Annotated in this window: 20 protein-coding genes and 6 tRNA genes; 2 read left to right on the top strand and 24 right to left on the bottom strand. The window is 59.9% G+C overall.

Going from position 1 to position 22,806, the window contains the following annotated elements:
- Window position 1 precedes the first annotated feature (1 nt).
- The 6 genes from ACEUKI_RS04835 to ACEUKI_RS04810 all read right to left on the bottom strand — a co-directional run bounded on the left by ACEUKI_RS04835 (window position 2) and on the right by ACEUKI_RS04810 (window position 7,186).
- Complete coding sequence (locus ACEUKI_RS04835; protein WP_041080559.1) at window positions 2-319, bottom strand: hypothetical protein; 318 nt, start codon at window positions 317-319, stop codon at window positions 2-4.
- Between the two features lie 10 nt (window positions 320-329).
- Window positions 330-2,243 (bottom strand): YafY family protein, encoded by a 1,914-nt coding sequence (locus ACEUKI_RS04830; RefSeq protein WP_080784799.1) that lies wholly within the window; start codon window positions 2,241-2,243, stop codon window positions 330-332.
- A 139-nt stretch (window positions 2,244-2,382) separates the two neighbouring features.
- Window positions 2,383-3,912, bottom strand: a complete 1,530-nt coding sequence (locus tag ACEUKI_RS04825; RefSeq protein WP_080784798.1) for a UTP--glucose-1-phosphate uridylyltransferase — start codon at window positions 3,910-3,912, stop codon at window positions 2,383-2,385.
- A 239-nt stretch (window positions 3,913-4,151) separates the two neighbouring features.
- Window positions 4,152-4,225: transfer RNA gene (locus ACEUKI_RS04820), tRNA-Pro, on the bottom strand.
- A gap of 64 nt (window positions 4,226-4,289) precedes the next feature.
- Entirely contained in the window at window positions 4,290-6,419 is a 2,130-nt protein-coding gene (der, locus tag ACEUKI_RS04815) for a bifunctional cytidylate kinase/GTPase Der (RefSeq protein ID WP_144169447.1), read from the bottom strand.
- Window positions 6,416-7,186: a pseudouridine synthase gene (locus ACEUKI_RS04810; RefSeq protein ID WP_144169448.1), complete on the bottom strand. Its 771-nt coding sequence runs from the start codon at window positions 7,184-7,186 to the stop codon at window positions 6,416-6,418. Before ACEUKI_RS04810 ends, der begins: the two co-directional genes overlap by 4 nt.
- Before the next feature lie 195 nt (window positions 7,187-7,381).
- Between ACEUKI_RS04810 and ACEUKI_RS04805 the strand changes: the two genes are divergently transcribed.
- The gene (locus ACEUKI_RS04805; RefSeq protein WP_144169449.1) at window positions 7,382-8,350 is read left to right on the top strand and encodes an MIP/aquaporin family protein; all 969 of its coding nucleotides are present in this window, start codon (window positions 7,382-7,384) and stop codon (window positions 8,348-8,350) included.
- On the opposite strand, the gene ACEUKI_RS04800 is transcribed toward ACEUKI_RS04805, so the two are convergent.
- The 18 genes from ACEUKI_RS04800 to ACEUKI_RS04715 form a co-directional block, all read right to left on the bottom strand.
- Window positions 8,249-8,551, bottom strand: coding sequence for a hypothetical protein (locus ACEUKI_RS04800; RefSeq protein ID WP_012471861.1), 303 nt, complete (start codon window positions 8,549-8,551; stop codon window positions 8,249-8,251). The two genes, ACEUKI_RS04805 and ACEUKI_RS04800, sit on opposite strands and share 102 nt — an antisense overlap.
- A 146-nt stretch (window positions 8,552-8,697) precedes the next feature.
- Window positions 8,698-10,335: a bifunctional phosphoribosylaminoimidazolecarboxamide formyltransferase/IMP cyclohydrolase gene (purH, locus tag ACEUKI_RS04795; RefSeq protein ID WP_115770721.1), complete on the bottom strand. Its 1,638-nt coding sequence runs from the start codon at window positions 10,333-10,335 to the stop codon at window positions 8,698-8,700.
- Window positions 10,283-11,662, bottom strand: a complete 1,380-nt coding sequence (locus ACEUKI_RS04790) for a DUF6350 family protein (RefSeq protein ID WP_080784793.1) — start codon at window positions 11,660-11,662, stop codon at window positions 10,283-10,285. The genes purH and ACEUKI_RS04790 overlap by 53 nt, the downstream gene beginning before the upstream one ends.
- Before the next feature lie 19 nt (window positions 11,663-11,681).
- Window positions 11,682-12,593, bottom strand: coding sequence for a succinate--CoA ligase subunit alpha (sucD, locus tag ACEUKI_RS04785; protein WP_080784792.1), 912 nt, complete (start codon window positions 12,591-12,593; stop codon window positions 11,682-11,684).
- Complete coding sequence (gene sucC / locus ACEUKI_RS04780) at window positions 12,593-13,795, bottom strand: ADP-forming succinate--CoA ligase subunit beta (RefSeq protein WP_115770720.1); 1,203 nt, start codon at window positions 13,793-13,795, stop codon at window positions 12,593-12,595. Before sucC ends, sucD begins: the two co-directional genes overlap by 1 nt.
- 96 nt (window positions 13,796-13,891) lie before the next feature.
- Window positions 13,892-14,473: an adenine phosphoribosyltransferase gene (locus tag ACEUKI_RS04775; protein WP_115770719.1), complete on the bottom strand. Its 582-nt coding sequence runs from the start codon at window positions 14,471-14,473 to the stop codon at window positions 13,892-13,894.
- Between the two features lie 63 nt (window positions 14,474-14,536).
- The gene (gene yajC / locus ACEUKI_RS04770) at window positions 14,537-14,956 is read right to left on the bottom strand and encodes a preprotein translocase subunit YajC (RefSeq protein ID WP_080785025.1); all 420 of its coding nucleotides are present in this window, start codon (window positions 14,954-14,956) and stop codon (window positions 14,537-14,539) included.
- 79 nt (window positions 14,957-15,035) lie between these two features.
- Window positions 15,036-16,100 carry a Holliday junction branch migration DNA helicase RuvB gene (gene ruvB / locus ACEUKI_RS04765; protein WP_080784789.1) on the bottom strand — a complete coding sequence of 355 codons (1,065 nt, stop codon included), beginning with the start codon at window positions 16,098-16,100 and terminating at the stop codon, window positions 15,036-15,038.
- Window positions 16,100-16,726, bottom strand: coding sequence for a Holliday junction branch migration protein RuvA (gene ruvA, locus ACEUKI_RS04760; RefSeq protein WP_115770718.1), 627 nt, complete (start codon window positions 16,724-16,726; stop codon window positions 16,100-16,102). The genes ruvB and ruvA overlap by 1 nt, the downstream gene beginning before the upstream one ends.
- 57 nt (window positions 16,727-16,783) lie before the next feature.
- A complete protein-coding gene (gene ruvC / locus ACEUKI_RS04755) occupies window positions 16,784-17,368 on the bottom strand; it encodes a crossover junction endodeoxyribonuclease RuvC (protein WP_007052856.1) in 585 nt (194 codons plus the stop codon).
- A 5-nt stretch (window positions 17,369-17,373) separates the two neighbouring features.
- Entirely contained in the window at window positions 17,374-18,129 is a 756-nt protein-coding gene (locus tag ACEUKI_RS04750; RefSeq protein ID WP_115770717.1) for a YebC/PmpR family DNA-binding transcriptional regulator, read from the bottom strand.
- Window positions 18,130-18,267: 138 nt separating this feature from the next.
- Window positions 18,268-18,852 carry an HIT domain-containing protein gene (locus tag ACEUKI_RS04745; protein WP_080784787.1) on the bottom strand — a complete coding sequence of 195 codons (585 nt, stop codon included), beginning with the start codon at window positions 18,850-18,852 and terminating at the stop codon, window positions 18,268-18,270.
- Window positions 18,853-18,990: 138 nt separating this feature from the next.
- Window positions 18,991-21,024 (bottom strand): threonine--tRNA ligase, encoded by a 2,034-nt coding sequence (gene thrS / locus ACEUKI_RS04740; RefSeq protein ID WP_115770716.1) that lies wholly within the window; start codon window positions 21,022-21,024, stop codon window positions 18,991-18,993.
- Window positions 21,025-21,172: 148 nt separating this feature from the next.
- Window positions 21,173-21,248, bottom strand: a tRNA-Gly gene (locus ACEUKI_RS04735).
- Between the two features lie 31 nt (window positions 21,249-21,279).
- Window positions 21,280-21,352 (bottom strand) — tRNA-Val (locus tag ACEUKI_RS04730).
- Between the two features lie 48 nt (window positions 21,353-21,400).
- Window positions 21,401-21,472 (bottom strand) — tRNA-Val (locus ACEUKI_RS04725).
- A gap of 41 nt (window positions 21,473-21,513) precedes the next feature.
- A tRNA-Cys gene (locus ACEUKI_RS04720) sits at window positions 21,514-21,584 on the bottom strand.
- Between the two features lie 27 nt (window positions 21,585-21,611).
- Window positions 21,612-21,684: transfer RNA gene (locus ACEUKI_RS04715), tRNA-Gly, on the bottom strand.
- Between the two features lie 159 nt (window positions 21,685-21,843).
- Here ACEUKI_RS04715 and ACEUKI_RS04710 point away from each other — a divergent pair.
- Window positions 21,844-22,677, top strand: coding sequence for a PAC2 family protein (locus tag ACEUKI_RS04710; protein ID WP_179133400.1), 834 nt, complete (start codon window positions 21,844-21,846; stop codon window positions 22,675-22,677).
- Window positions 22,678-22,806: the final 129 nt, after the last annotated feature.

Below are 22,806 nucleotides of genomic sequence, written 5' to 3'. Positions count from 1 at the left end.
GTTAGTTGTTGAATCGCTTCCAGCGGGCCCATGCCTGGGTGTGGCGCTCGCGCTTGGCGGCCTTGCTGCGAATCACGTCCGCATGGGCCTCGGCATAACGATTCTGTGCCACGCTGAGCGGCTGAGTGAACAGAGGCGGCTCGCTGGTGTCGGCAGAAGTGCCGGGCTCCCCCATCGCGGCCACGCGCTCACCGAGCTGGCCGCCGATGTCGGACATGTCTTTCAAGGCACGGAGTCCATGAAGGGCTGCATAGATGAGTCCGGCAACAATCATGGCCAGCATGAACAGGGCCAGAATCAGCCATATCCACCAAGGCATGAAAGGCTCCTTACTTGTTCTCGCTGATGCTCAGTTCGCGTTCGGCGCGTGCCACGATCATGGTGCGCAACGTTTCCGGGGCGACCGCCGTGATATGACGCGCGTGTGCGATGCAGAAGGCCACGAACCAGGAGTCGGAGGAAACGGTCAGATGCACCTTTTCACCGGCACCGCATTGTTCGACGGTAGCGCCCGGCAATGTCTTGATGAATGCCAGATCGCGCTGATCGGTGATGAACACCGCGTCGGTACCGTTGTCGAAACTCCACTTGCGCAGTTCGCTCACCGGCATGTTCGGGATGTTGATCTGCTTGGTGGGCTTGACCAGTTCCGCCTTTTCGATACGGGCCAAGCGCAGCACCTGCCAGATGCGCGGCTTGCCGCTCGCCTTGTCGATGGTCTTGTCTTTGGAGACGTAGGCCTTCTTGTCCTTGGGGGCGGCGGAACCGACATCCGTGTAGACGGCGGCATAATACACGCCTTCGTCGATGAAAATCTTGGAGGGGGCCACCAGCTTGCGACGGGTACTACCGGTACCGTCGGAGTACTCCATGTCCAACAGCGAATCGGTGTTGATCGCGCGCTTGACGATGGAGAAGCTTCGGGGCTCCAGCTCATAGCCGGTCAGGCTCAGCCACGGGGTCTGGCCCGGGCTGACATGGCGGCGCAAACGCTCATACAGGGATTCGGCCTGCCCACGCTGCTTGTCCGGCAGTAACGGCGAATGAGCCAAGTAGCTGACCGAGGCGGTGAGCATGCTGAGGTATTGCGGCGAAATGCCGGCAAGACGTTCAAGGCCCAACGAATTGGTGGCGGAAACAATACCCTCGGCATCCAGCAGCGGCCAGTCGATATCGAAGAACTGGCTGCCAGCCATCTCACCATCGTCGGAAACGGTGGTCAGGGTGTTGATGTCCTTATGAATGATGTTGACGAATTTCTTGAGCTCGTCGTCGTTCTTCGGTTCGCCGATAAGGCGCTCGGCCAGCTCGCTCATCGAGAATTCCTCACCTAGGTGAGCGGAGAGGAACAGCATCAGACGCAGGCGACGATCCACCTCGCTGCCCGTTTGGAAAGCGGATCCGTTCTTCTTGTTCTGGGCCTTGATCGACTCGGGATCACCCGGCTCACGAACATCGCGACTAATCGACGGGGAAACCACCGAGGCGCTTACAGGGCTGGCGGATTCGTCGGCCAGAGTGAATCGGCTGGCGGCGTGCAGGCGGCGATGATAGGCGTCCACAGCCTCCTGCGGGCTGACAATCGTGGCACCCGGATGCTCCAGCACAAACATGGCCAAATCGTCGGAATCGGTGTAGGCCACGTTCAGGTGTTCGCCGTCCACATCAACGGTGGCGGCAAAGCGACGCGAATCGATAACCTTGACCAGCGAGTCCGGAATGGGCTGCGTGCCCAAGCCAGGCGCAATCGAATCCAAACCGAGCCCGGGAATAGGGGTCTGCGGCACACGCGGCGTGGTGCGCGACGCATGTTGGGCGAGCTGGGACTGATCCGGCTCGGAGGAAATCGACATCGAACGAGCCAGATAGTTGGCGGCGGCAAGCACCGGCATATCTTCCGGCTCGAACATCAGACGGATGCGCGGTTCGTCGCCCAACTGCAGACGGTAGGACGCGAAGTCCTGGCCTTCCGACTTGGACGAATACTCAGGCTGCCGTGATTCGATGGCGATGCCCATAGCGGCGAGCTTGGCGCGATCACGCTGGAACTGCTTGGCGAACGCGGCCTTGGCGGCCTGATCTGCCAGCTCTCCATACGAGTCGGCGTAAGCCTTGACACGCTGCGCAATTTGACGGGATGTGAGCCATTGCGGGAACGCGGATGACAACACAGCCAGTACGTCCAGCTCGTGCTTGCCCCATTTGTCGGAAAAACGCCGACGTCCGCTTGTGCCCTCTGCCATTAGTCCTCACGTATAGTTATTGTTTCGTTATGAGTGCGTATGAGTTTCCCCACACTCACTCTATCTTAAAGGCTTTTTCCGCAGTTGAGCGCCATTTCACAAAAATAATATCTTTTTTATCGTTCGACCGTGTTGTAAATCACACCCAATCGTCCGGTTCGATGCCTTGCGGGCCAACGTATTCGCCGTTCGGCACATAGCTTGGCTCGCCCTTATCTTCCAGTTTGGCGTCGGCGAACATCATGACGTCACGTCCGAATGTCCAGTCGCCCTGAATGGAAACCGAGTTGGCTGCGGCCAAAGATGGCACGGCGTAGGGGAACCGTTCGTCGAAATCGTGGATGTTCTTGTAGTATCGCGGATCAAGTTCGACGTCCGGGAAGATGTAATTGCCGTCTTCCATCTCATACGTGTCCGTCAGGTGGAAGCGATCGGAACGCATAATGAACAAATCATTGGTGGTTTTCACCGGAAGGAAGCGCATACGATCCACTTGGACGCAGATAGAACCGTTGAACAGACCGATTGCGGCACCCATGGCGGTTTCCAGCTGAATCACCTGTTCGGAATCCGGGTCCGTGGGATTCACGGTCTTTTTGTTACGAATCACCGGCAACGGCAACACACCATCGCATTCGGCGAGCTTGTCTTTCAAAGCGTCGATGCGGACCCAGATTGAGTTGGTGTTGAAGTAAGGATGCTTGGTGATGTCTTGGGCCGCTTCCTTATCGTCCGGATGGACCTGGCTCATTTCACGCAGTATTGGGCGACCAGTGGCCTTGTCTCGCACAATATGGCCGCCCTTGCGATCGGCCTTGGTACGGATGGCCACTTCAGCCATAAACGGGGCACCTGTGTTTTCGAAGTGCTGGGCCAACGTACGCGAGGGGCGCGCACCGAGATTGTCGGAATTGGAGATGAACAGATACTTGAAGCCGCGCTCCTCCAACACGTCAAGCAGACCAGACTCCCAGATGGTGGAGAACAGGTCGCCGTGGCCGGGCGGGCACCATTCCAACTCCGGGTTCGCAGGGTAGCTCACAGGTTCGCCGGTGGCGGTCACGAGCTTGGGCTCCTGATGCTGGATGATTTCCATCGGCACGTCATGCTGGCTGAACTTGCGATGATGCTTGAGCACCTTCATCGTGTCCGTCGAAGTGTGGAAGGAGTTCATGAACGTCAGCGGCAGTTCGACGTTCAGGCGTGTGCGAGCGGCAAGCACCTGACCGATGATGATGTCGATGAAGCGCATCTGCTTGGCCTTGTGCCTACGCACCGGCAACAGCGACTTGGCCTTGTCCAATCCCATGGAGGTGCCCAGACCGCCATTGAGCTTGAGGAATGCGGTCTTGGCGAAGGCGTCCACGGCCTTGTCGTGGTTGATGGTCTCATAGACGTCGTGGAAGCTGGGCACGTGGCCAAGCGGCTCGATGTCGTCCTCGCGAATCCAGCTGGAGGCTTCTTCATGGCGCCATACGTCATACAAATGGCGGAACTGGTTGATGGCGGTTTCGCTCATGCCATGCTCGCGCATCTTGGCGGCCGAAAGCTCGAAAGTCTCATCCACTTCGGGGGTGTTTACGGTTTCTTCGGGGGTGTCCGAGGTGACGGCGTCGGCGTCGCCAGCGACGGTGATATCCAGTTGGGCCTTATCGTTTATTTCTGTCAATTCGGGTCCCTTTCGTCAAATCAATAGGAACCAGTCTAGCCCCTGTTTGGGGCAAACGCATACGACGGGGGTGCGGAGGCGGTGAATTGTCGGTGATAATTCCAATAACACGCCAAGATGAAGTCCGTTTAATCCATTACGAATGGCTTGCAAAGGTAAGTCCGTCGTCATGTTGTCTGAAAACGGAAAAACCCCGGAAGACAACCACTCAAAAGTGGCGGAATTCCGGGGCTAATCGGTCGGGCCGGCGGGATTTGAACCCGCGACCCCTTGACCCCCAGTCAAGTGCGCTACCAAACTGCGCTACGGCCCGATGGTGCAAAAGCACCGAGTAGATAATCTACCAGATATATGAAATCTGGCAAATTACGCGCGTGTCACTTCCGCTTCTTCTTCTCGCGGATGTTCACGGAGATCTGAATCGGCGTGCCTTCGAAGCCGAATTCCTCGCGCAGGGAACGCTCGATGTAGCGGCGGTAGCCGTGCTCGAGGAAGCCGGTGGCGAAGATCACGAAACGCGGCGGGCGCGTGGATGCCTGCGTGGCGAAGAGGATTCGCGGCTGCTTGCCACCACGCAACGGGTGCGGGTGGGCGGCCTGAATTTTGCCGAGGAAGGCGTTGAGCTTGCCTGTAGGAATACGCTGATCCCAGGATTCCAAGGCCTTATCCATGGCTCGCGTCAGACGGTTGGTGTGCCAGCCGGTCCTGGCGGACAGGTTCACACGCTCGGCCCACATCACACGGTCGAATTCGGTGTTCCACAGGCGTTCGAGACGCTGCTTGTCGAACTCGTCCATCGCATCCCACTTATTGAACACGAGCACAATCGCACGGCCTGCATCCACAGCGGTGGACATGACCTTCAAATCCTGATCGGATACCGGCTGCGAAGCATCAAACAGGATCAGCGCCAATTCACAGCGCTCGATGGCGGCCTGCGTGCGCAGAGAGGAATAATATTCCGCACCTGTGAGCTTGTGCTGGCGGCGCTTGATGCCGGCCGTGTCGATGAACAGCCAGTCCTCGCCATCGATGTTGACGATTTCGTCGACGGGGTCGCGCGTAGTGCCGGCCAAATCGTTGACCACGGCACGTTCTTCGCGCGCCAGCTGATTAAGCAGAGACGACTTGCCCACGTTCGGGCGGCCCACCAGAGCCACGCGGCGCAGGCCGGAAGGCGTGAGGTAGCCGGAAGTCTTCTCGGCCTGCTTGAGCTTGTCGAGCGCGACGTCCAGCAGGTCGCCCACTCCCCTGCCGTGCATGGCGGAAATCGAGTATGGTTCGCCGAGGCCAAGCTTCCAGAATTCGGCGGCAAGGTATTCGCTGGCCTGGTCGTCGATCTTGTTGACGGCCAGCACGACCGGCTTGCCGGCGGCACGCAGCATCTTGACGATGCGCTCATCGGTGGTGGTCATGCCCACTTGACCATCGACAACGAATACCACAGCATCGGCCAAGGTCACGGCAACCTGTGCCTGTGAGGCGATGGCGGATTCAATGCCTTCCACGTCGGCTTCCCAGCCGCCCGTGTCCACCAGCTTGAAGTCGGTACCGGCCCATTCCGCGTCATAGCTCACACGGTCTCGCGTAACGCCCGGCGTGTCTTCCACAACGGCGGCACGGCGGCCGAGGATACGGTTGACCAGGGATGATTTGCCCACGTTCGGACGGCCTACAACAGCCAGCACGCCCACCGGCTTGGGGCCGGACTTGCGCGCGCCTTCCGTGAAACCGCGGCCGGAAATCAGATCCTCATCGCCTTCGTCCAGCTCATAGCCTTCGAGATTGGCGGCATACTGCTCGTATTCCTGGTTCTCGATGGCGTCCTCGACCAGACCGATGAGCAGATCGAGCGTGTGGGCGAAGTCCAAATCGGAATTGTCGATGGTGGTAACGCCATCGGCGGCGGTCAGGAAGCTGGTGACCTTGGAATCGGCCTTGTCGCGCGCGGCCACATCCTCAGCACCCACGCCCTTGACGGCTTGGCCGGTGCGACGAGCCTGACGGACCTCCTCACGGGCGGTCAGCAGCACGCGCACCTCGGCGTCCGGGGACACCACGGTGGTGATATCGCGGCCCTCGGCCACGATGCCCAAACCCCCGGAGAAGGAGTCGTCCGACGCCTCGCGGGCGATGTAGGCGCGCTGGGCGGCGATGAGCACGTTGCGCACCGGGATGACGTTCGACACCTTGGAGACATGGCTGGAGACTTCGGAGGAACGAATGGCCTCGGAGATGTCCTCGTCGTCGGCGAATACGCGGGGGTTGTCCGGGTCCACGGAGATATCGAAATGGTCGCCGGTGAAGAACTCGCCCACCGCTTCGGTGATGACACGCTCATCCACGGTTTCGGCGTCCAGATCGATGCCCTGCTTCAGGCACCACCAAGCGCAGGCACGATACATCGCGCCCGTGTCAAGGAAGGCGTATCCGAAATACTTGGCCAGCGCCTTGGACGTGGACGACTTGCCCACGCCGGCGGGGCCGTCGATGGCAACGCGAATCACAGACCAACCTCCTTGGACAGCGAACGGACTTCCGTCTGGGACAGCACGCGGTAGGAACCGGACTTCAAATCACCGAGCTTGATCGGGCCGATCTGGGTGCGCACCAAGCGCTTGACCGGGAAGCCGATTGAGCCGAAGATACGGCGCACGATGCGGTTCTTGCCGGAGTGCAGCACGACCTTGACCATCGTGTGGTCACGCGAGGAGTCGATGATCGCGCAGTGGTCGAGCTTGATCCAGCCATCGTCGAGCTGCACGCCGGTGGTCACGAGTCGACGGCACACGGTGCCGGAGATCTTGCCTTCCAGCGTGGCGACGTAGGTCTTCTCGACCTCGTACTTGGGGTGCATGACGTGCTGCGAGAGCTCGCCGTCGTTCGTCATGAGGATCAGGCCTTCGGAATCGTAGTCGAGACGGCCCATGTGGAAGATGCGCTCGTACTTGTCGCCCACGATGTCGCGCAGCGTGTAGCGGCCCTTCGGGTCGTCCATGGCGGAGAGCACCTTGCGGGGCTTGTTCAGCGCCAGAGTGACGTGGTTCGGATTGACGCGTACGCGCGAACCGTCTACGCGCACCTGCTGCTTATGAGGGTCAACGCGAGTTCCGAGCTCGGTGACCAGTTCACCGTCGACCTCGACACGGCCTTCGGTGATCATGTCCTCGCACTTGCGGCGGGAACCGAATCCCGCTTGGGCAAGCAGCTTCTGGAGTCGAATGGAATTGGAATCGTCTTGCGCTTTCGCAGCGCGGGAATATTCGTTTGGCATCGTTCTCCCAACGTGGCCGGACAGATTCTGTCATCGCAGAGACTGTCGATTTGTATACATACTTCAGAGTTGGCGGACTGGAATCCCAGCCAATTCCAACCTATATATCATACCGCAACGTAGGACTGCTGCTAGACTGGCAACCGTTTGTGCGGGTTCGCCCGTCTTCCAACAGATGAAAAGGAATGAACAATCATGGAAGAAACCAATCAGCAGCCGCTGGCTCTGCGCGTGTGCGCCGAATTGGCCGGCAGCTTCCTGCTGTGCTTTGCCATTTACGCCTTCTCCACATGGGGTTCGGCCGTGTATGGCATCAATATCGTGTTCTTCGCGTTGGCTACCGGCTTGGCATATGCCGCAGTCACCGCCATCTTCTCCCGCGTGTCCGGTGGCCAGCTGAATCCGGCCATCACCGTAGCCTCTGTGCTGGTTTCCAAGACGAAAATCCTGGATGGCATCCTCTATGTGATCGCTCAGGTCATCGGTGCCATCGCCGCCGGCTTCGCCGTGGTCAAGCTGCTGCCCACATCCGAGCAGGTAGCTGCCAAAGTGTGGCTGACTCCGGCCGTTAACGGTTTCGAAAACGGCTCCGTGTCTTACTCGCTGCTGACCCAGTATGGCATTACGTTCTCGATTACGCTGGCGATTGTCGTCGAGGTCGTTGCCTCTCTGATTGTCGTTGCCACCGCCATGTCTTCCCTGGGTGATCACGGCGAGTCCTCGGACCGTCATGTCATTGCCATGGGTCTTGCCTATGGTCTGGCCACCGCCATCAGCTACCCGGTTACCGGTGCCGGTCTCAATCCCGCCCGTTCCACCGGTATCGCACTGGCCGCGATGAATGAGGGTCTTACGCAAAATCCGCTGCAGCAGCTGTGGGTATTCTGGATTAGCCCGGTCTTGGCCGCCGCTGTGGTGGCGTTGGTCATGATTATCGCGCAGATGATGACCACTCCCAAAGTGCCGGCTGCCGCCGATCTTCCGCAGACGGATGCCGATGCAAACACGGACACGCCCGACGATGGCGAATTCTTCGATCAGGCCGCCTCGTCTGATGGCGATTCAGCGGAAAAAGATGTTGCCGAAGAGTCCAAAGAAGCTGAAGTAGGTAATCAGCAGGCCGATTCCCAAGGCGATGCCGATGAAGGAGTCGAACGCCACTGAGCGCACTTTCCATGGGCTTTTGTCCTGAAGAATCAGGCGAACAAGCCCGGTGATGATGGCCGTCACGGCAAGTATGACCGTGGCGGCCATCGTATATCCGAAAGCAACCAGCAGTGTGATGACGGCGACGACGCCGAGTACGCACCATTCAAACCATGGCTTGCCCTCATGTGCTTCGGATACATAGGGATGGTTGTGCATGTTGCGATTCCTTCTGCCGAACGGTTACGTGACCACAATAGCAGGTGAATAGCAAAAGGCGGGATTCCGCTTGGACCCGTTGACGGGTCAGGCGGAATCCCACCTTTATGCGTTTTGGCTGAGCTGCTCCCCTCAGAGAGTCCCGATCAGTGGAAGAAATGGCGGGTGCCGGTGAGGTACATGGTCACGCCGGCCTTCTTGGCCGCTTCGATGACCTCCTCATCGCGGATGGAGCCGCCAGGCTGCACGATGGCCTTGACGCCCGCGTCGATAAGCACCTGGGCACCATCGGCGAACGGGAAGAACGCATCGGATGCCGCGACCGCACCGGTGGCGCGATCGGCACCATCGGCCAGCGTGTTGGCGCGCTCGACGGCCAAATGGCAAGAGTCCACGCGGTTGACTTGGCCCATGCCGATGCCAACCGTGGCCTGGTCGTGGGCCAGCAGGATGGCGTTGGACTTCACGCAGCGGATTGCACGCCATGCGAACACGAGGTCCTTCAGCGTGTCGGCGTCGGCGGCCTCGCCGGCCACGAGCTTCCAGGCGTCCGGATCGTCGCCGACGGCGTTGATCAGATCAGTGTCCTGCACAAGCAGGCCGCCATCGATCTGGCGGATGGCCTCGTGACCCTTCGGCGGCTCGGCCACCTTGAGGATGCGCAGGTTCTTCTTCTTGGTCTGCAGCAGTTCGAGCGCGGCCGGCTCATAGTCGGGGGCGACGATGACTTCGGTGAAAATCGGGCGCACGCTTTCGGCCATCTCAAGAGTGACCTTGGAGTTGCAGGCGATCACACCGCCGTAGGCGCTCATCGGGTCGCAGGCGTGAGCCTTCTTGTGGGCCTCGGCCGCGGTCGCGCCGATGGCCAGACCGCACGGATTGTTGTGCTTGACTACGGCCACGGCAATGGCGGGAGCCATATCCCATACGGTGCGCCAGGCGGCGTCCGCGTCCACGTAGTTGTTGTAGCTCATCGGCTTGCCGCCGAGCTGCTCGGCGTGGGCGAAACCGGTCTGGTTGAGCGGGTCGATGTAGAGGGCGGCCTGCTGGTGGGAGTTCTCGCCGTAGCGCAGGGTGTGCGCACGATCCCAGGTGCGGGTGAACTGGGCCGGGAACTTGGCGGAATCGACTTCAGTGCCCTGATCGTCCTTGTCCACTTCGACGGCGTCCAGAGAGGCCGGCTTGGGCCAGTGCTTGGCGGTCCACTCGTTGATGGTGGCGTCATAGGCGGCGGTGTGCGCGAAGGCCTTGGCGGCAAGCCACTTGCGCTCGTCCAAGGAGAAGCCGGTGCCGTCGGCCACGCGGGAGGCGACCAGTGCATAATCGGCCGGGTCGGTGACGATGGCCACGGTGGCGTGGTTCTTGGCCGCGCCGCGCACCATGGAGGGACCGCCGATGTCGATCTTCTCGATGGTATCGGCCTCGTTGGCGCCGGAGCGCACGGTGTCGGCGAACGGGTACAGGTTGACGACCACCAGGTCGAACGGCTTGATGCCGAACTCCTCGAGCTGCTTGGCGTGCTCGGGGTTGGTCATATCAGCCAGAATGCCGGCGTGAATGTACGGGTTCAGCGTCTTGACGCGGCCGTCGAGGCATTCGGGGAATCCGGTGACATCGGACACCTCGGTTACCTTGACGCCCAGTTCGGCAAGCTTCTTGGCGGTCGAACCAGTGGAAACAACTTCGGTGCCGGCCTTCACGAACGCTTCCGCGAGTACTTCGATGCCTTCCTTATGAAAGACCGAGACCAGTGCTCGACGTATCGGTCGGTTCGTGTTTGTCATCCTGTTCCTCCTTGGATTCTTGTGGTTGTGACGCTAGGAACCGCGCCTGACGAATGGTGGCGGTCTTCGAGGTCGCGGCGGTGGTGCGGGAATCCTTGATTCTCTCAACCAACCAGACTATCGGAAAAACGAGCGCTGTGCCAATCAGCGCGAGCAGCCATGCCGCGGTAAATCCCAGTGCGGTCGAATGACCGACGACTCTGGTGGAGGCCATGACGTCGACGCCTATGTGAGCGAGACGATGATTGCCAAGCGATCCATTGGACAGAACGAACAGCAATGTGGATGCCAGTGAGATCAGCATCGCGCTCAGGCAGAATGCCCCGGCGGAGTAGATCAGCGAAACCAGTACTGGGCCGCGGGTGGACGTATTCCGTATATTCAACGGTCTGCAGGCGAATCCTTGCGGTAGGAATACAGCCAGCAGGCCCACGAGCGCAGCGATGACGAGAGGCGCGTTCAAGGCAACGGTACGCCATAGTTCGCTGCTGACCGGTTCGGGCAGAATACCGAATACCGGAATTGCAGGAAGCTCTTTGGATTGGCCGAGCCATAACGTGAAACTGGCCAAATCACCGATGGCGAATCCGCCGCCGAAGAGCCAGGAAACAGCCCAGAGCATGACGTTGGGTAGCCAGATCAGCATGGCGACGGTGGTGAGAATTCGTGAACCGGTTTCCATCCCGGACAATTCGAACAACGATACGACAGCGGCATGGTTGCGTACCGACCATACGATGACGGTAATCAATCCAATTGCCAGGTATATGCCCAGTATCGCGACGGCCAAGGCGACGCCGATTTTCAGGCAGTGGCGTATGTCCACCGGCACCTGCTTGCGAGTCCAGTCCCTGAATGCTCGCATTTTGGCTGATTCCGGTACGGCTGCGCATAGGAAACCGATCGAGAATACGATGGCTGCTTTCAGCAACACCAGCCACTGGTCATCGACAAGACCTAGGTGCACGGATTGCCGGAATGCCTCGTTCAACCCGAGCCAAACAATCAATCCGGCAACATACGCATGCGGCCCGTATGCTTTGATTCGCATGGTGAGCGCATTGATCAGCCATATCAGCAGTATGGTCAACAGCAATGGCGTAATGGTGAGGGTGAACGAATCGGTTCTAAAGCCCGATCCCTCACTCAGCAGCACAACGGCTTGTGTCAACGAGGTTGTGCCGACGGTGAGATTGTCGCCGCCCTCTTCCATGGAGACGACCAATAACATCAGCGCTGTATAGCAGCCTAATGCAACGGTATAGATGGCCATGGATGCGAGGGCGACTATGGCTCCCCGCACCCATTGGCGAATCACGGCTTTCATCACGATTGGTTGGAACCGATCAGTCGATGTTGGCCTTGGCGAGTACGTCGCGCATGATTTCGGCGGCCTGGCCCGGGGTCTTGCCCGCGGGGATACCCGCCGCTTCGAGCGCGTTCTTCTTGTCCTGGGCGGTGCCCTTGCCGCCGGAGACGATGGCGCCGGCGTGGCCCATCTGCTTGCCTTCGGGGGCGGTGAAGCCGGCGATGTAGGCGACAACCGGCTTGGTCATGTGCTCTTTGGCCCATGCGGCGGCGTCCTGTTCGGCGAAGCCGCCGATTTCGCCGATCATCATGACAGCCTTGGTGTCGGGGTCTGCTTCGAATGCCTGCAGGGCTTCCAGCAGCGTCGTGCCGACGATCGGGTCGCCGCCGGCGCCGAGACATGCGGTGAAGCCGATATCGGACAATTCGCCCATGAGCTGGTAGGTGAGGGTGCCGGATTTGGAGACCAGTCCGAGCGGGCCGCGGCCGACGATGCCGTCGGGGATGATGCCCAGATTGACGCCGGGGTTGCCGAGCGTGATGAGACCGGGGCAGTTCGGTCCGATGATGCGCACACCCTTCTTGAGCGCCAGTTCGACGAAGTATGCGGAATCGGCCACCGGAATGCCTTCAGTGATGACCACAATGAGTTCGATGCCGGCTTCGACGGCTTCGACCACGGCGGACTTGGCGAACTTCGGCGGCACGAACACCACGCTGGCCTTGGCACCGGTGGCTTCACGTGCTTCGCCGCAGGTGGCGAACACGGGGATGTCCGCGTCGGCACCGTTCTTGGCACCGGGGAAGGTGACGGATGTGCCGGCCTTGCGCGGGTTCACGCCGCCGACGATATTGGTGCCGGCCTTGAGCATGCGAGCCGTATGGGTCATGCCCTGATGGCCGGTCATGCCCTGGACGATAACGGGAGCGCCGTCTTCGATGAACAGCATCAGCGAACCTCCTTGGACTGGGTCGCCTCACCGGCGAGCTGCGCGGCCTTGGCTGCCGCGCCTTCCATGGTTTCGGACACATGGACATTCGGGTTATTGGCGGAGGCGAGGATATGCAGACCCTCGGCGGCGGCGTTGCCATCGAAGCGCACAACGATCGGCTTGGAACCGCCGAGCTTGGCGACCGCTTCGAGGATGCCGTTGGCGACTTCCACGCAGGAGGTGATGCCGCCATAGACATTGATGAACACGGATTCGACCTGAGGGTCGGACAGTACGATCTCCAGGCTTTCGGCCATGACGGCTGCGGAGGCGCCGCCGCCGATGTCCAGGAAGTTGGCGGGCTTGATGTTGGTGCCCTGTTCCTCGCCAGCGCCGGAGACGGCATCCAGGGAACTCATGACGAGTCCTGCGCCGTTGCCGATCACACCGACCTCGCCGTGCAGGTGCACGTAGTGCAGGCCGTGTTCGCGGGCGCGCTGTTCGAAGGGGTCGGGAACGATGGGATCCACGAAACACACCCAGCCGTCATGGCGGAAGGAGGCGTTGTCATCCAAGGAGATCTTGGCGTCCAAGGCGCTCAGCTGCTTGGTGGATTCGTCATCCGGGTCGCCGATCTTGGCGAGCGGATTGATTTCCACGAGCGTGGCATCGTTGTCTTTGAAGCAGCGCCACATCTTGAGCAGAATCTGTGCAGCCTGATCGACGTCCGCGTGGTAGAAGCCGATGCTCTGTGCCATTTCGGTGGCAGCGGCCAGGTCGAAGTCACCGAGCGCATCGATGTGCAGGCGCTTAACGGCCTCCGGATGTTCCTTGGCGATTTCCTCGACTTCGGTGCCGCCGTTGGCAGTGGCCAGCACGTCGAAGTCGCGCGAGGTGCGGTCCACGGAGATGGACACGTAGTATTCGTGCAGGATGTTCTTGGCTTCGGCCACAAGCACGCCGGAAACCTTGTGCTCGTGGATGGTCATCGGCAGGATGGACTCGGATTCAAGAATCGCCTCGTCGCGGTTATGGGCGATCTTGACGCCGCCGGCCTGACCACGATGACCGATCTTGACCTGCGCCTTGATTACGCAGGGATAGCCGATTTTGTCCGCCGCTTCGGCGACTTCATGGGAGTTCTGGGCAAAGATGGCGTCCGGGGTGGGAATGTCCTGTTCCTCGAGCAGCTGACGCGCCTGGTATTCGTAAAGATCCATCGATCCTTCCCTGACTATGTAATTGATCCGGCATGTAACTGTACACAGTACATGCCGGACCTTGAAAACTGACTGTACGTTGGGTGAGACGAAATCTCAGGCCGGCATCGCGATCAGCGAGCTGCTGGGCTTGCCGCCGAGCTTATCCAGACCGTCGAGGCCATCGAGCCGCATCACGAAACTGAAGCCCGCCACGGTGCCACCGGCCTTTTCGATAAGGTCGGTGGCGGCTTTGGCGGTGCCGCCCGTGGCGATGAGGTCATCGACGATGAGCACTCGCTCCCCTGCCTGTACGGCGTCGGTTTCGATTTCGACACTGGCCGTGCCGTATTCGAGGTCATAGGATTCACCGATGGTTTCAGGCGGCAACTTGCCGGCCTTACGCACGGCGATGAAACCCTTACCCAAATGGGCGGCCATGGCCGGGCCGAACAGGAACCCGCGCGATTCGAGACCGGCAATGGCGTCGAATTCGTTCGGGGACACCGGCAGGGCCTCTTCAAGTGCTTCGAGCAGAATCTTCAAGCCCTTGGGGTCGGCGAGCACTGGCATGAAATCACGGAAGATGATGCCTTCCTTGGGAAACCCCGGTACGGAACGCACCAAGGACACCAGATATTCGGCGTCCTGTTGCCCTACCTTGCTCAATGCGTCGATGGTGATGTCCGACTGTGCCATAGTGCTCGCCCCTTTTATGCCTTTGCGATGCGATACGCGGATGGTGCTACCGGATCAAACAGCTTACTTCGTCTTGGTTTCGTTGTCGTCACCGGTCTCGTCAGCGGTGTCTTCCTCGGACACGACGGACGCCTCGATCGGAACCTGACCAGCCTCATCGTTAGCCGGAGCCTCGGTGCCTTCGTCGGGCAGCGGGTTGCCGTTCTCGTCGACCTCATCATCGGACACATAGGCCGGGCGGATGTACTCACGGGCGATGGCATTGAAGCCGAAACGCAGCTTGGAGCCTTCGGAGTCGATGACGATCTCCTCATACTGCTCGTCGACTTCGACGACCTTGCCGATCACCTGACCAATGGTGATGACCTCGGTGCCGGGCTGCAGATTGCGACGGAAGTCCTGCTTCTCCTGCTGTTGCTGCTTGGCCTTCTTGGACTGCCACCACATCATGCCGCCGAACACGACGACGATCACAATGAGCATAATGTACTGTTCCACGAAACAACTCCTTCAAACGAGCGACATTGACGAAACGCCGCCAAGTGTGCAAACAGGAGAAAGTCTAGAAGAGCTTGCTGACATCATCTTTGGGCGTAATCCCCAAATGCTGCCATGCCTTCTCGGTAGCCACACGGCCTTTGGGCGTGCGAATCATAAAACCTTCGCGCACGAGATACGGCTCGCACACGGTTTCCACGGTTTCCGATTCCTCGCCCACCATGGCCGCCAGATTGTTCAGGCCCACGGGTCCACCGTTGAAGTTGCACACGATGGCATTGAGCACGGCGATGTCCAGCCGGTCGAGGCCTTCGGAGTCGATCTGGTACAGGGCCAGCGCCTCCTTGACGTCGTCCGGCCGCACCACGATCAGGTCGTGGACGATGGCCCAGTCGCGTACACGGCGTAGCAATCGGTTGGCGATACGCGGCGTGCCGCGCGAACGCAACGCAAGCTCATGGGCGGAACCCGTATCGAGGTTTACGCCCAGTACGTTGGCCGAACGTTCGATGAGCTTTTCCAACTCCTCGTGCGGATAGAAGTCGAGATGTGCGGTGAAGCCGAAGCGTGCGCGCAACGGGCTTGGCAGCATACCTTCGCGCGTGGTGGCACCGATGACGGTGAATCGCGGCAGGGTCAGCGGGATGGAGCTTGCGCCTGGGCCTTTGCCGACCATCACATCGACGCGGAAGTCCTCCATCGCGATATACAGCAGCTCTTCGGCGGCGCGCGGCAGACGATGGATCTCGTCGATGAACAGCACTTCGCCGACGTCGAGGGAGCTCAGAATCGAAGCAAGATCACCGGCATGTTGAACCGCAGGGCCGGAAGTCACGCGAATCGGCACTTCAAGCTCATTGGCAACGATCATGGCCAACGTGGTTTTGCCCAAGCCAGGAGGGCCGGCAAGCAGAATATGATCCGGTGGCACATCGCGTTTGCGGGCCGCGTCCAGGAACAGTTGCAGCTGGGCCTTGAGCCGTGGCTGTCCGATAAAGCCTTCGAGAACATGGGGGCGCAGCTCCTCGTCGCTGACCGGCTCGTTGCCGATCGGCTGGGAGGAGACCATGCGCAGCGACTCTTCGTTGGCACCGGTGTTGGAGGTGCCGTAATCCGTTGTCTCGCTCATCAGCGACCCCTATCCATCAGCGCCAAAGCCAGACGTAGCACACGCGGCACATCGTCGGTGGCAAGCGGCGTGGGAATGTCGTTTTTGGCGCAAGCCTCGGCAACGGCCTGCTGGGCGTCCTGCTGACGCCAGCCAAGCGAAATCAGTCCTTCGACAACCTGTTCCGTACCGGTATCCACCGGAGACTTGGATGTTGCCGCCTGAGCGGAAGCACCCTCGATCTGACTCAAATCAATAGAGCCCTTAAGCTCGAGGATGATCTTCTGTGCGCCCTTCTTACCCAGCCCCGGAGCCTTGGCCAGCGCGGTGGCGTCGTTGTCGGCGATGGCGTGGGCCAGCTGACTCGGCGTCAGTGTGGAGAGTAACGATTGGGCCACTTTAGGCCCAATGCCGGAGACCTTGATGAGTTGCAGGAAGGTTTTCTTGGCGTCCCGATCCAGGAATCCATGCAGGGTAATGGCATCCTGAGAGAGGTTCATATAGGTGAAGACGCGGGTGTCTTGCCCGGCGTGCAGACGGCTCAGGTCGGTGGCGGACATGCGCACTTCGTAGCCTACTCCCCCAACATCAATCAATGCGGTATCGGTTTCGACCGATTCAACCCGCCCGGTCAGCATGCCGATCATACAGGTACTCCTTCAGGGCTCCAGGATTCAAGACTCGAACAACTGTTCGAAAGTATACTACATGCCTCGGTCGTGGTTGATGCGGCGGCGCGTGGAGTTCTGTGCGGCCTCAGCCCACTGGCGTTGCGCGGCGGTCAGATGTTGTTCGCGTTCGCCGCCCTGCAATGCGCCTGCCGGGCGCAGCGCATGGCAAATGGCCAAAGCCAAGGCATCGGCGGCATCGGCGGGAGTCGGCATTTTGGTGAGGTTCAAAATACGTGTCACCATACGCTCCACCTGAATCTTCTGCGCCTGCCCGTTACCGGTGATAGCCAGCTTGGCTTCGGTAGGCGTATGCAACGCCACGGGAATATTGCGTTGCGCGGCGGCGAGCATGGCGAGGCCGGCGGCCTGTGCGGTACCGAGTACGGTGTTGCGGTTGGATTGTGCGAACACTCGTTCGATGGATACGGCATCGGGTGCGAAGCGATCCATTTTCTCGGACAGGCCGTTGTAGATGGCCAGTAGACGCAGATCCTGGGTGATATCCGGCGAGGACCGCACCACGTCCACGTGAATAAACGAAAGCCGGCGGTGCTCGCCGGCTTCGATCACGCCGACCCCGCAACGTGTGAGCCCGGGGTCGACGCCAAGGATAATCACGAGGATTACTCCTCGTCGAGCTGGGCCATCACCTCGTCGGAAGCGGTCCAGTTGGAGTAGATGTTCTGCACATCGTCGAGGTCATCGAGGTTGTCGATGAGCTTGGACACCTTGCGGGCATCCTCAAGGCTCAACTCGACCTCGTTCTTCGGCTGCATGACCTGGTCGGCGGAATCGTAGTCGAAGCCGGCTTCCTGCAGAGCCTTGCGCACGGTGAACAGGTCGGACGAACCGGTCACAACGGTGAACACTTCACCGTCATCGGTAACGTCCTCGGCACCGGCTTCGGCGGCGGTTTCGAACAGCTTGTCGAAGTCCACGCCCTCGGACGGCACCACGATCTGGCCCTTGCGCTCGAAGTTGAAGGACACGGAGCCGGAGGTGGCCAGAGAGCCGTTGCCCTTGGTCAGGGTGGAACGGACTTCGGCGGCCGCACGGTTGCGGTTGTCGGTCAGGCATTCGATGATAAGGCCAACGCCGGCAGGAGCGTAGCCCTCGTAGACGATGTCTTCGTAGTTGGCGGCACCATCTTCAGCACCGGCACCACGCTTGACGGCGCGAGCGATGTTGTCGGCCGGCATGGAGGCCTTCTTGGCCTTGTAGATGGCATCGTACAGGGACGGGTTGCCGTCCGGGTCGCCGCCGCCGAGGCGGGCGGCGATTTCGATGTTCTTGATGAGCTTGGCGAAGAGCTTGCCGCGCTTGGCGTCGATGGCGGCCTTCTTGTGCTTGGTGGTCGCCCACTTGGAATGACCTGACATAATGCTCCTAGCAATTATTGAAACGGATGATGTCAAACGAAACGATTGTAAGCCGTTAATCAGACATACCCGTAACGTTTACGATGATTGTCTTATTGCGCGTACCGATAAAACCGGTTGCGCGGGTGCCGCACCCGGTCAGGCAAGCGGCAAATGATACTGCGGGGCCAGCTGTTCGAATGCCTGGGCATAGGCGTCTCGCTGGTCGGACAGCAGAATAGGCATGGTACGCGTCTGGGCGACGATGGGCATGAAGTTCGCATCGCCATTCCAACGCGGCACCACATGCTGGTGCAGGTGCGCGGAGACTCCGGCACCCGCGACCTCGCCCTGATTGATGCCGATATTGTATCCGTCCGGACGGGAGACAGTCTCCATCACCTTCATGGCGAGGGTGGTGGCCTTCTCGAATTCGAACAGTTCGGCATCGTCGAGTTCGGTGATGAATCCGACGTGACGGTACGGGCAAATCATGAGATGCCCGACATTGTATGGGTAGAGGTTCATGATGGCGAACACGTGCGTGCCACGCCAGGCGATGAGGCCGTCTTCGTCGGATTTTTTGGGTCCGGCGCAGAACGGGCATTCCTTCGTCTTGGGCTTGGTTGGGCGATCCTCGCTGTTGCGCAGCACATAGGTCATGCGCTGCGGAGTCCACAGTCGTTCGACCGTGTCCTCCTGAGGCGGAAAGTCCGCCGGATTATCGACACGCACGTCAGTCATTTTCGCACCCTTTCTTGGCTCCCCTCTCTGAGGGGAGCTGTCCGTGAAACGGACTGAGGGGAGTGCGAGCCATGCAGAACTCCCCTCAGTCGCCTACGGCGTCAGCTCCCCTCAGAGAGGGAGCCAGTACCATTCACATCACTCAGCCACAGCAGCGTTGAAGTCGTCGGCGGAGTTCACCTGGACGCGCTTCTTGATGACGGTGAGAACCTGCTCGCGAGCAGTGTCCACCGGCACACCGTTGAGCTGGCTGCCGTCGCGGAAGCGGAAGCTGACCGCGTTGTTGTTCATGTCTTCCTCACCGACGATGAGGATGAACGGCACCTTGGACTTGGAGGCGTTGCGAATCTTCTTGCCGAAGCGATCGTCGGAGCAGTCGATCTCGCAACGGACCATCTCATCTTCAAGGGACTTGACGAAGCCGGCCAGATGCGGGGCGAACTCGTCGGCAACCGGCACGCCGAGCACCTGCACGGGGGCCAGCCACGCCGGGAAGGCACCTGCGTAGTGCTCGAGCAGCACGGCGAAGAAGCGTTCGATGGAGCCGAACAGGGCGCGGTGAATCATCACCGGGCGCTGGTGGGTGCCGTCCTTCGCGATGTACTCGAGCTGGAAGCGCTCCGGCAGGTTGAAGTCGAGCTGGATGGTCGAGACCTGCCAGGTGCGGCCGATCGCGTCGCGGGCCTGCACGGAGATCTTCGGGCCGTAGAAGGCGGCGCCGCACGGATCGTCGACGAGCTCGAGGTTGGATTCCTTGGCGACCTCGGCGAGCGTGTTGGTGGCCTCCTCCCAGATCTCGTCGGAGCCGACGTACTTGTTCGGGTCCTTGGTGGACAGCTCGAGGTAGAAGTCGGCCAGGCCAAAGTCCTTGAGCAGGTTCAGCACGAAGGTGAGCAGGCTGGTGAGCTCGTCCTTCATCTGCTCGCGGGTGCAGTAGATGTGGGAGTCGTCCTGAGTCAGACCGCGCACACGGGTCAGGCCGTGGACCTCGCCGGACTTCTCGTAGCGGTACACGGTGCCGAACTCGAAGAGGCGCAGCGGCAGCTCACGGTAGGAGCGCTGGCGCGACTTGAAGATGAGGTTGTGCATCGGGCAGTTCATCGGCTTGAGGTAGTAGTCGGCGCCCGGCTTGGTGATGTTGCCGTCCGCGTCCTTCTCCTCGTCGAGGTGCATCGGCGGGTACATGCCGTCCTTGTACCAGTGCAGGTGGCCGGAGGTCTCGTACAGGCCGCCCTTGGTGATGTGCGGGGTCTGCACGAAGCTGTAGTGGTGCTTGCGGTGCATCTCACGGGAGTAGTCCTCCATCGCGTTGATCACGGCGGCACCCTTCGGGTGGAACACGGCCAGGCCGGGGCCAATTTCATCCGGGAAGGAGAACAGGTCCATCTCGGCGCCGAGCTTGCGGTGATCGCGCTTGGCGGCTTCTTCCAGACGGGTCTGGTAGGCCTTGAGGTCTTCCTTGGTGGCCCATGCGGTGCCGTAGATGCGCTGCATGGTCGGGTTCTTCTCGGAACCACGCCAGTAGGCGGCGGCGGAACGCTCGATCCTGAAGGCCTTGATGTAGCGGGTGTTCGGCAGGTGCGGGCCGCGGCACAGGTCCTTCCAAACCACATTGCCATCACGGTCTACGTTGTCGTAGAAGCTGAGCTCCTTTTCGGAGATCTCGGTGGCGGCGGCCGGGTCGAGGTGTGCTTCCTTGTCTTCGATCAGTTCGATCTTAAAGGGCTGGTCGGCCTCTTCCTTCAGAGCCTCTTCCTCGGTCACGGAACGGCGGCGGAAGGACTGGGAGGACTTGATGATGCGCTGCATGCGCTTCTCGATGTCCTTGAGGTCGTTCGGGGTGAAGGGCTGGTCGACCTGGAAGTCGTAGTAGAAGCCGTCCTTGATGACGGGGCCGACGCCGAGCTTGGCGTTCGGGTAGACTTCCTGCACGGCCTGGGCCATGACGTGGGTGGCCGAGTGACGCATGATTGCGAGGCCGTCTTCGGAGTCGAGGGCGATGGGGTCGACGGTGTCGCCATCGTTCAGCGGCGTGTACAGGTCACGGTTCTCGCCGTTGATCTTGACCGCGATGATGTTCTTGTCTTCCGCGAACAGTTCTACGCCGGTGGTGGTTGCTTCCACCTCCTTCGCTTCGCCGTTGACGGTTATGGAGATGGTAGCTTGCGCCATGATTTGTCCTTTGCTATCGGGGCCCGCGGTACTAATGTGCAGGCCTGGACTGGTTAATCAACGTAGGACACGATAGGTTGGGCGTGCGACAAATACCACCAGCATCTGAACCAGTACGAAAAAACCTCGCCGAAGCGAGGTTTCGTTGTGGAGCGGACAACGGGACTCGAACCCGCGGTCTCAACCTTGGCAAGGTTGCGCTTTACCAACTAAGCTATGTCCGCAAAGGAATCCGCCGTGAGAAGCGGAATCCAGTGGGCGATGTAGGAATCGAACCTACGACCCCTTCGGTGTGAACGAAGTGCGCTAGCCGCTGCGCCAATCGCCCGAATATTCGGTTCTTCAGTTATATCCAGTCGAATTGCTTCGACTTTCGTGGGCGATACAAGATTCGAACTTGTGACCCCTTCCGTGTCAGGGAAGTGCGCTACCACTGCGCCAACCGCCCGGGTCATATTTCATTCCATTGAATCGCTTCGCTGGTCTGAGAGGTGGGTACGAGAGTCGAACTCGTCTATACGGCTTTGCAGGCCGCTGCCTAACCGCTTGGCTAACCCACCGTAAGGTCTGTCAACTCACGGACCTAGAGCGGACAACGGGACTCGAACCCGCGGTCTCAACCTTGGCAAGGTTGCGCTTTACCAACTAAGCTATGTCCGCGTGTGTTTCCTTGGCGAGGTCTCCCTGCCGAAGCACGGGTGTTTACTATACACATATGCGTGTAGTTCGTCCAGCTGCGGCGTGTCGCCTGTAATTGCATACTCTCGCTTATGGCTAAAGCGTGCGCTTCGGGCAATGAACTCCAGTTACTCTAGAGGTATGAGTGAAGCAGCGAAGGACACCGGCGCAGTATTGATCGCCGCATTCGAGGGATGGAATGACGCCTGTCAGGCGGCGACGAACGTGGTGCGCCATCTGGTCAAGCGATATGAGTCCGGCGAGATTCGTCATATTAGATGTGATGATTTCTATGACTATCAGGTTGCCCGTCCTATGCTGTGCCATGTTTCGGGTCGCACCAATCTTATCTGGCCGCAGACCACGTTCTACGACATCACGTTGGACGCAGGCGAGCATATCTATGCGCAGATCGCCCCCGAACCGAACTATCGGTGGAAGGAATACTGTAGCCAGAGTCTGGCCATTGCCGATGAGCTGGATGTCAATCGGATCATTACGTTAGGTTCGATGTTCTCCGATTGCCCGCATACCCGTCCGTTGCCCATCGCCGTCAGCGACGGAGACTGTCAATGCGAAGGAGACCGGTCGTACAACGGCCCGGTAGGCATTCCTACCGTTTTGGATGTGGCCGCCGCGCAGCAAGGTTTTGCTCATTCCTCGATGTGGGTGTCCATCCCCCAATATTTGGGCAGTGACGAATGCTCAGCCGGCACTATACGATTGCTGGATGCGTTGGGCAAGCATATCGGCTTCACCTTCGATACGGCAGACCTGAAACAGAAAGCCGAACAGTGGAAGGCGCAGGCATCGATACTGGTTCGTTGCAATGACCAGCTTCATGATTATGTGGAGCATTTGGAGCACGACTACGACTTGCAGCAGAAGGCCGAGGCGGAGGCTTCCTTGGGAGCGCCCCAGGCTGAACAACTAGTCAAAGAAGCGGAAGCGTTTCTACGCCAGATGGGCAATTAGCCTTATATGCACAATGCTCCCGCTGACGGGAGCTGGCTCGCGTATCGAGACTGAGGGTGGCCGCTGGCATATTCCAGTGACCACCCTCAGTCAGCTTCGCTGACAGCTCCCGCCGGCGGGAGCACCATT

Origin of the sequence: Bifidobacterium sp. 2450, assembly GCF_041900695.1 — a bacterium.
Lineage (GTDB): Bacteria > Actinomycetota > Actinomycetes > Actinomycetales > Bifidobacteriaceae > Bifidobacterium > Bifidobacterium longum.
The sequence above is the reverse complement of the archived record's forward strand: the minus strand, read 5'-3'. Positions and strand labels throughout refer to the sequence as shown.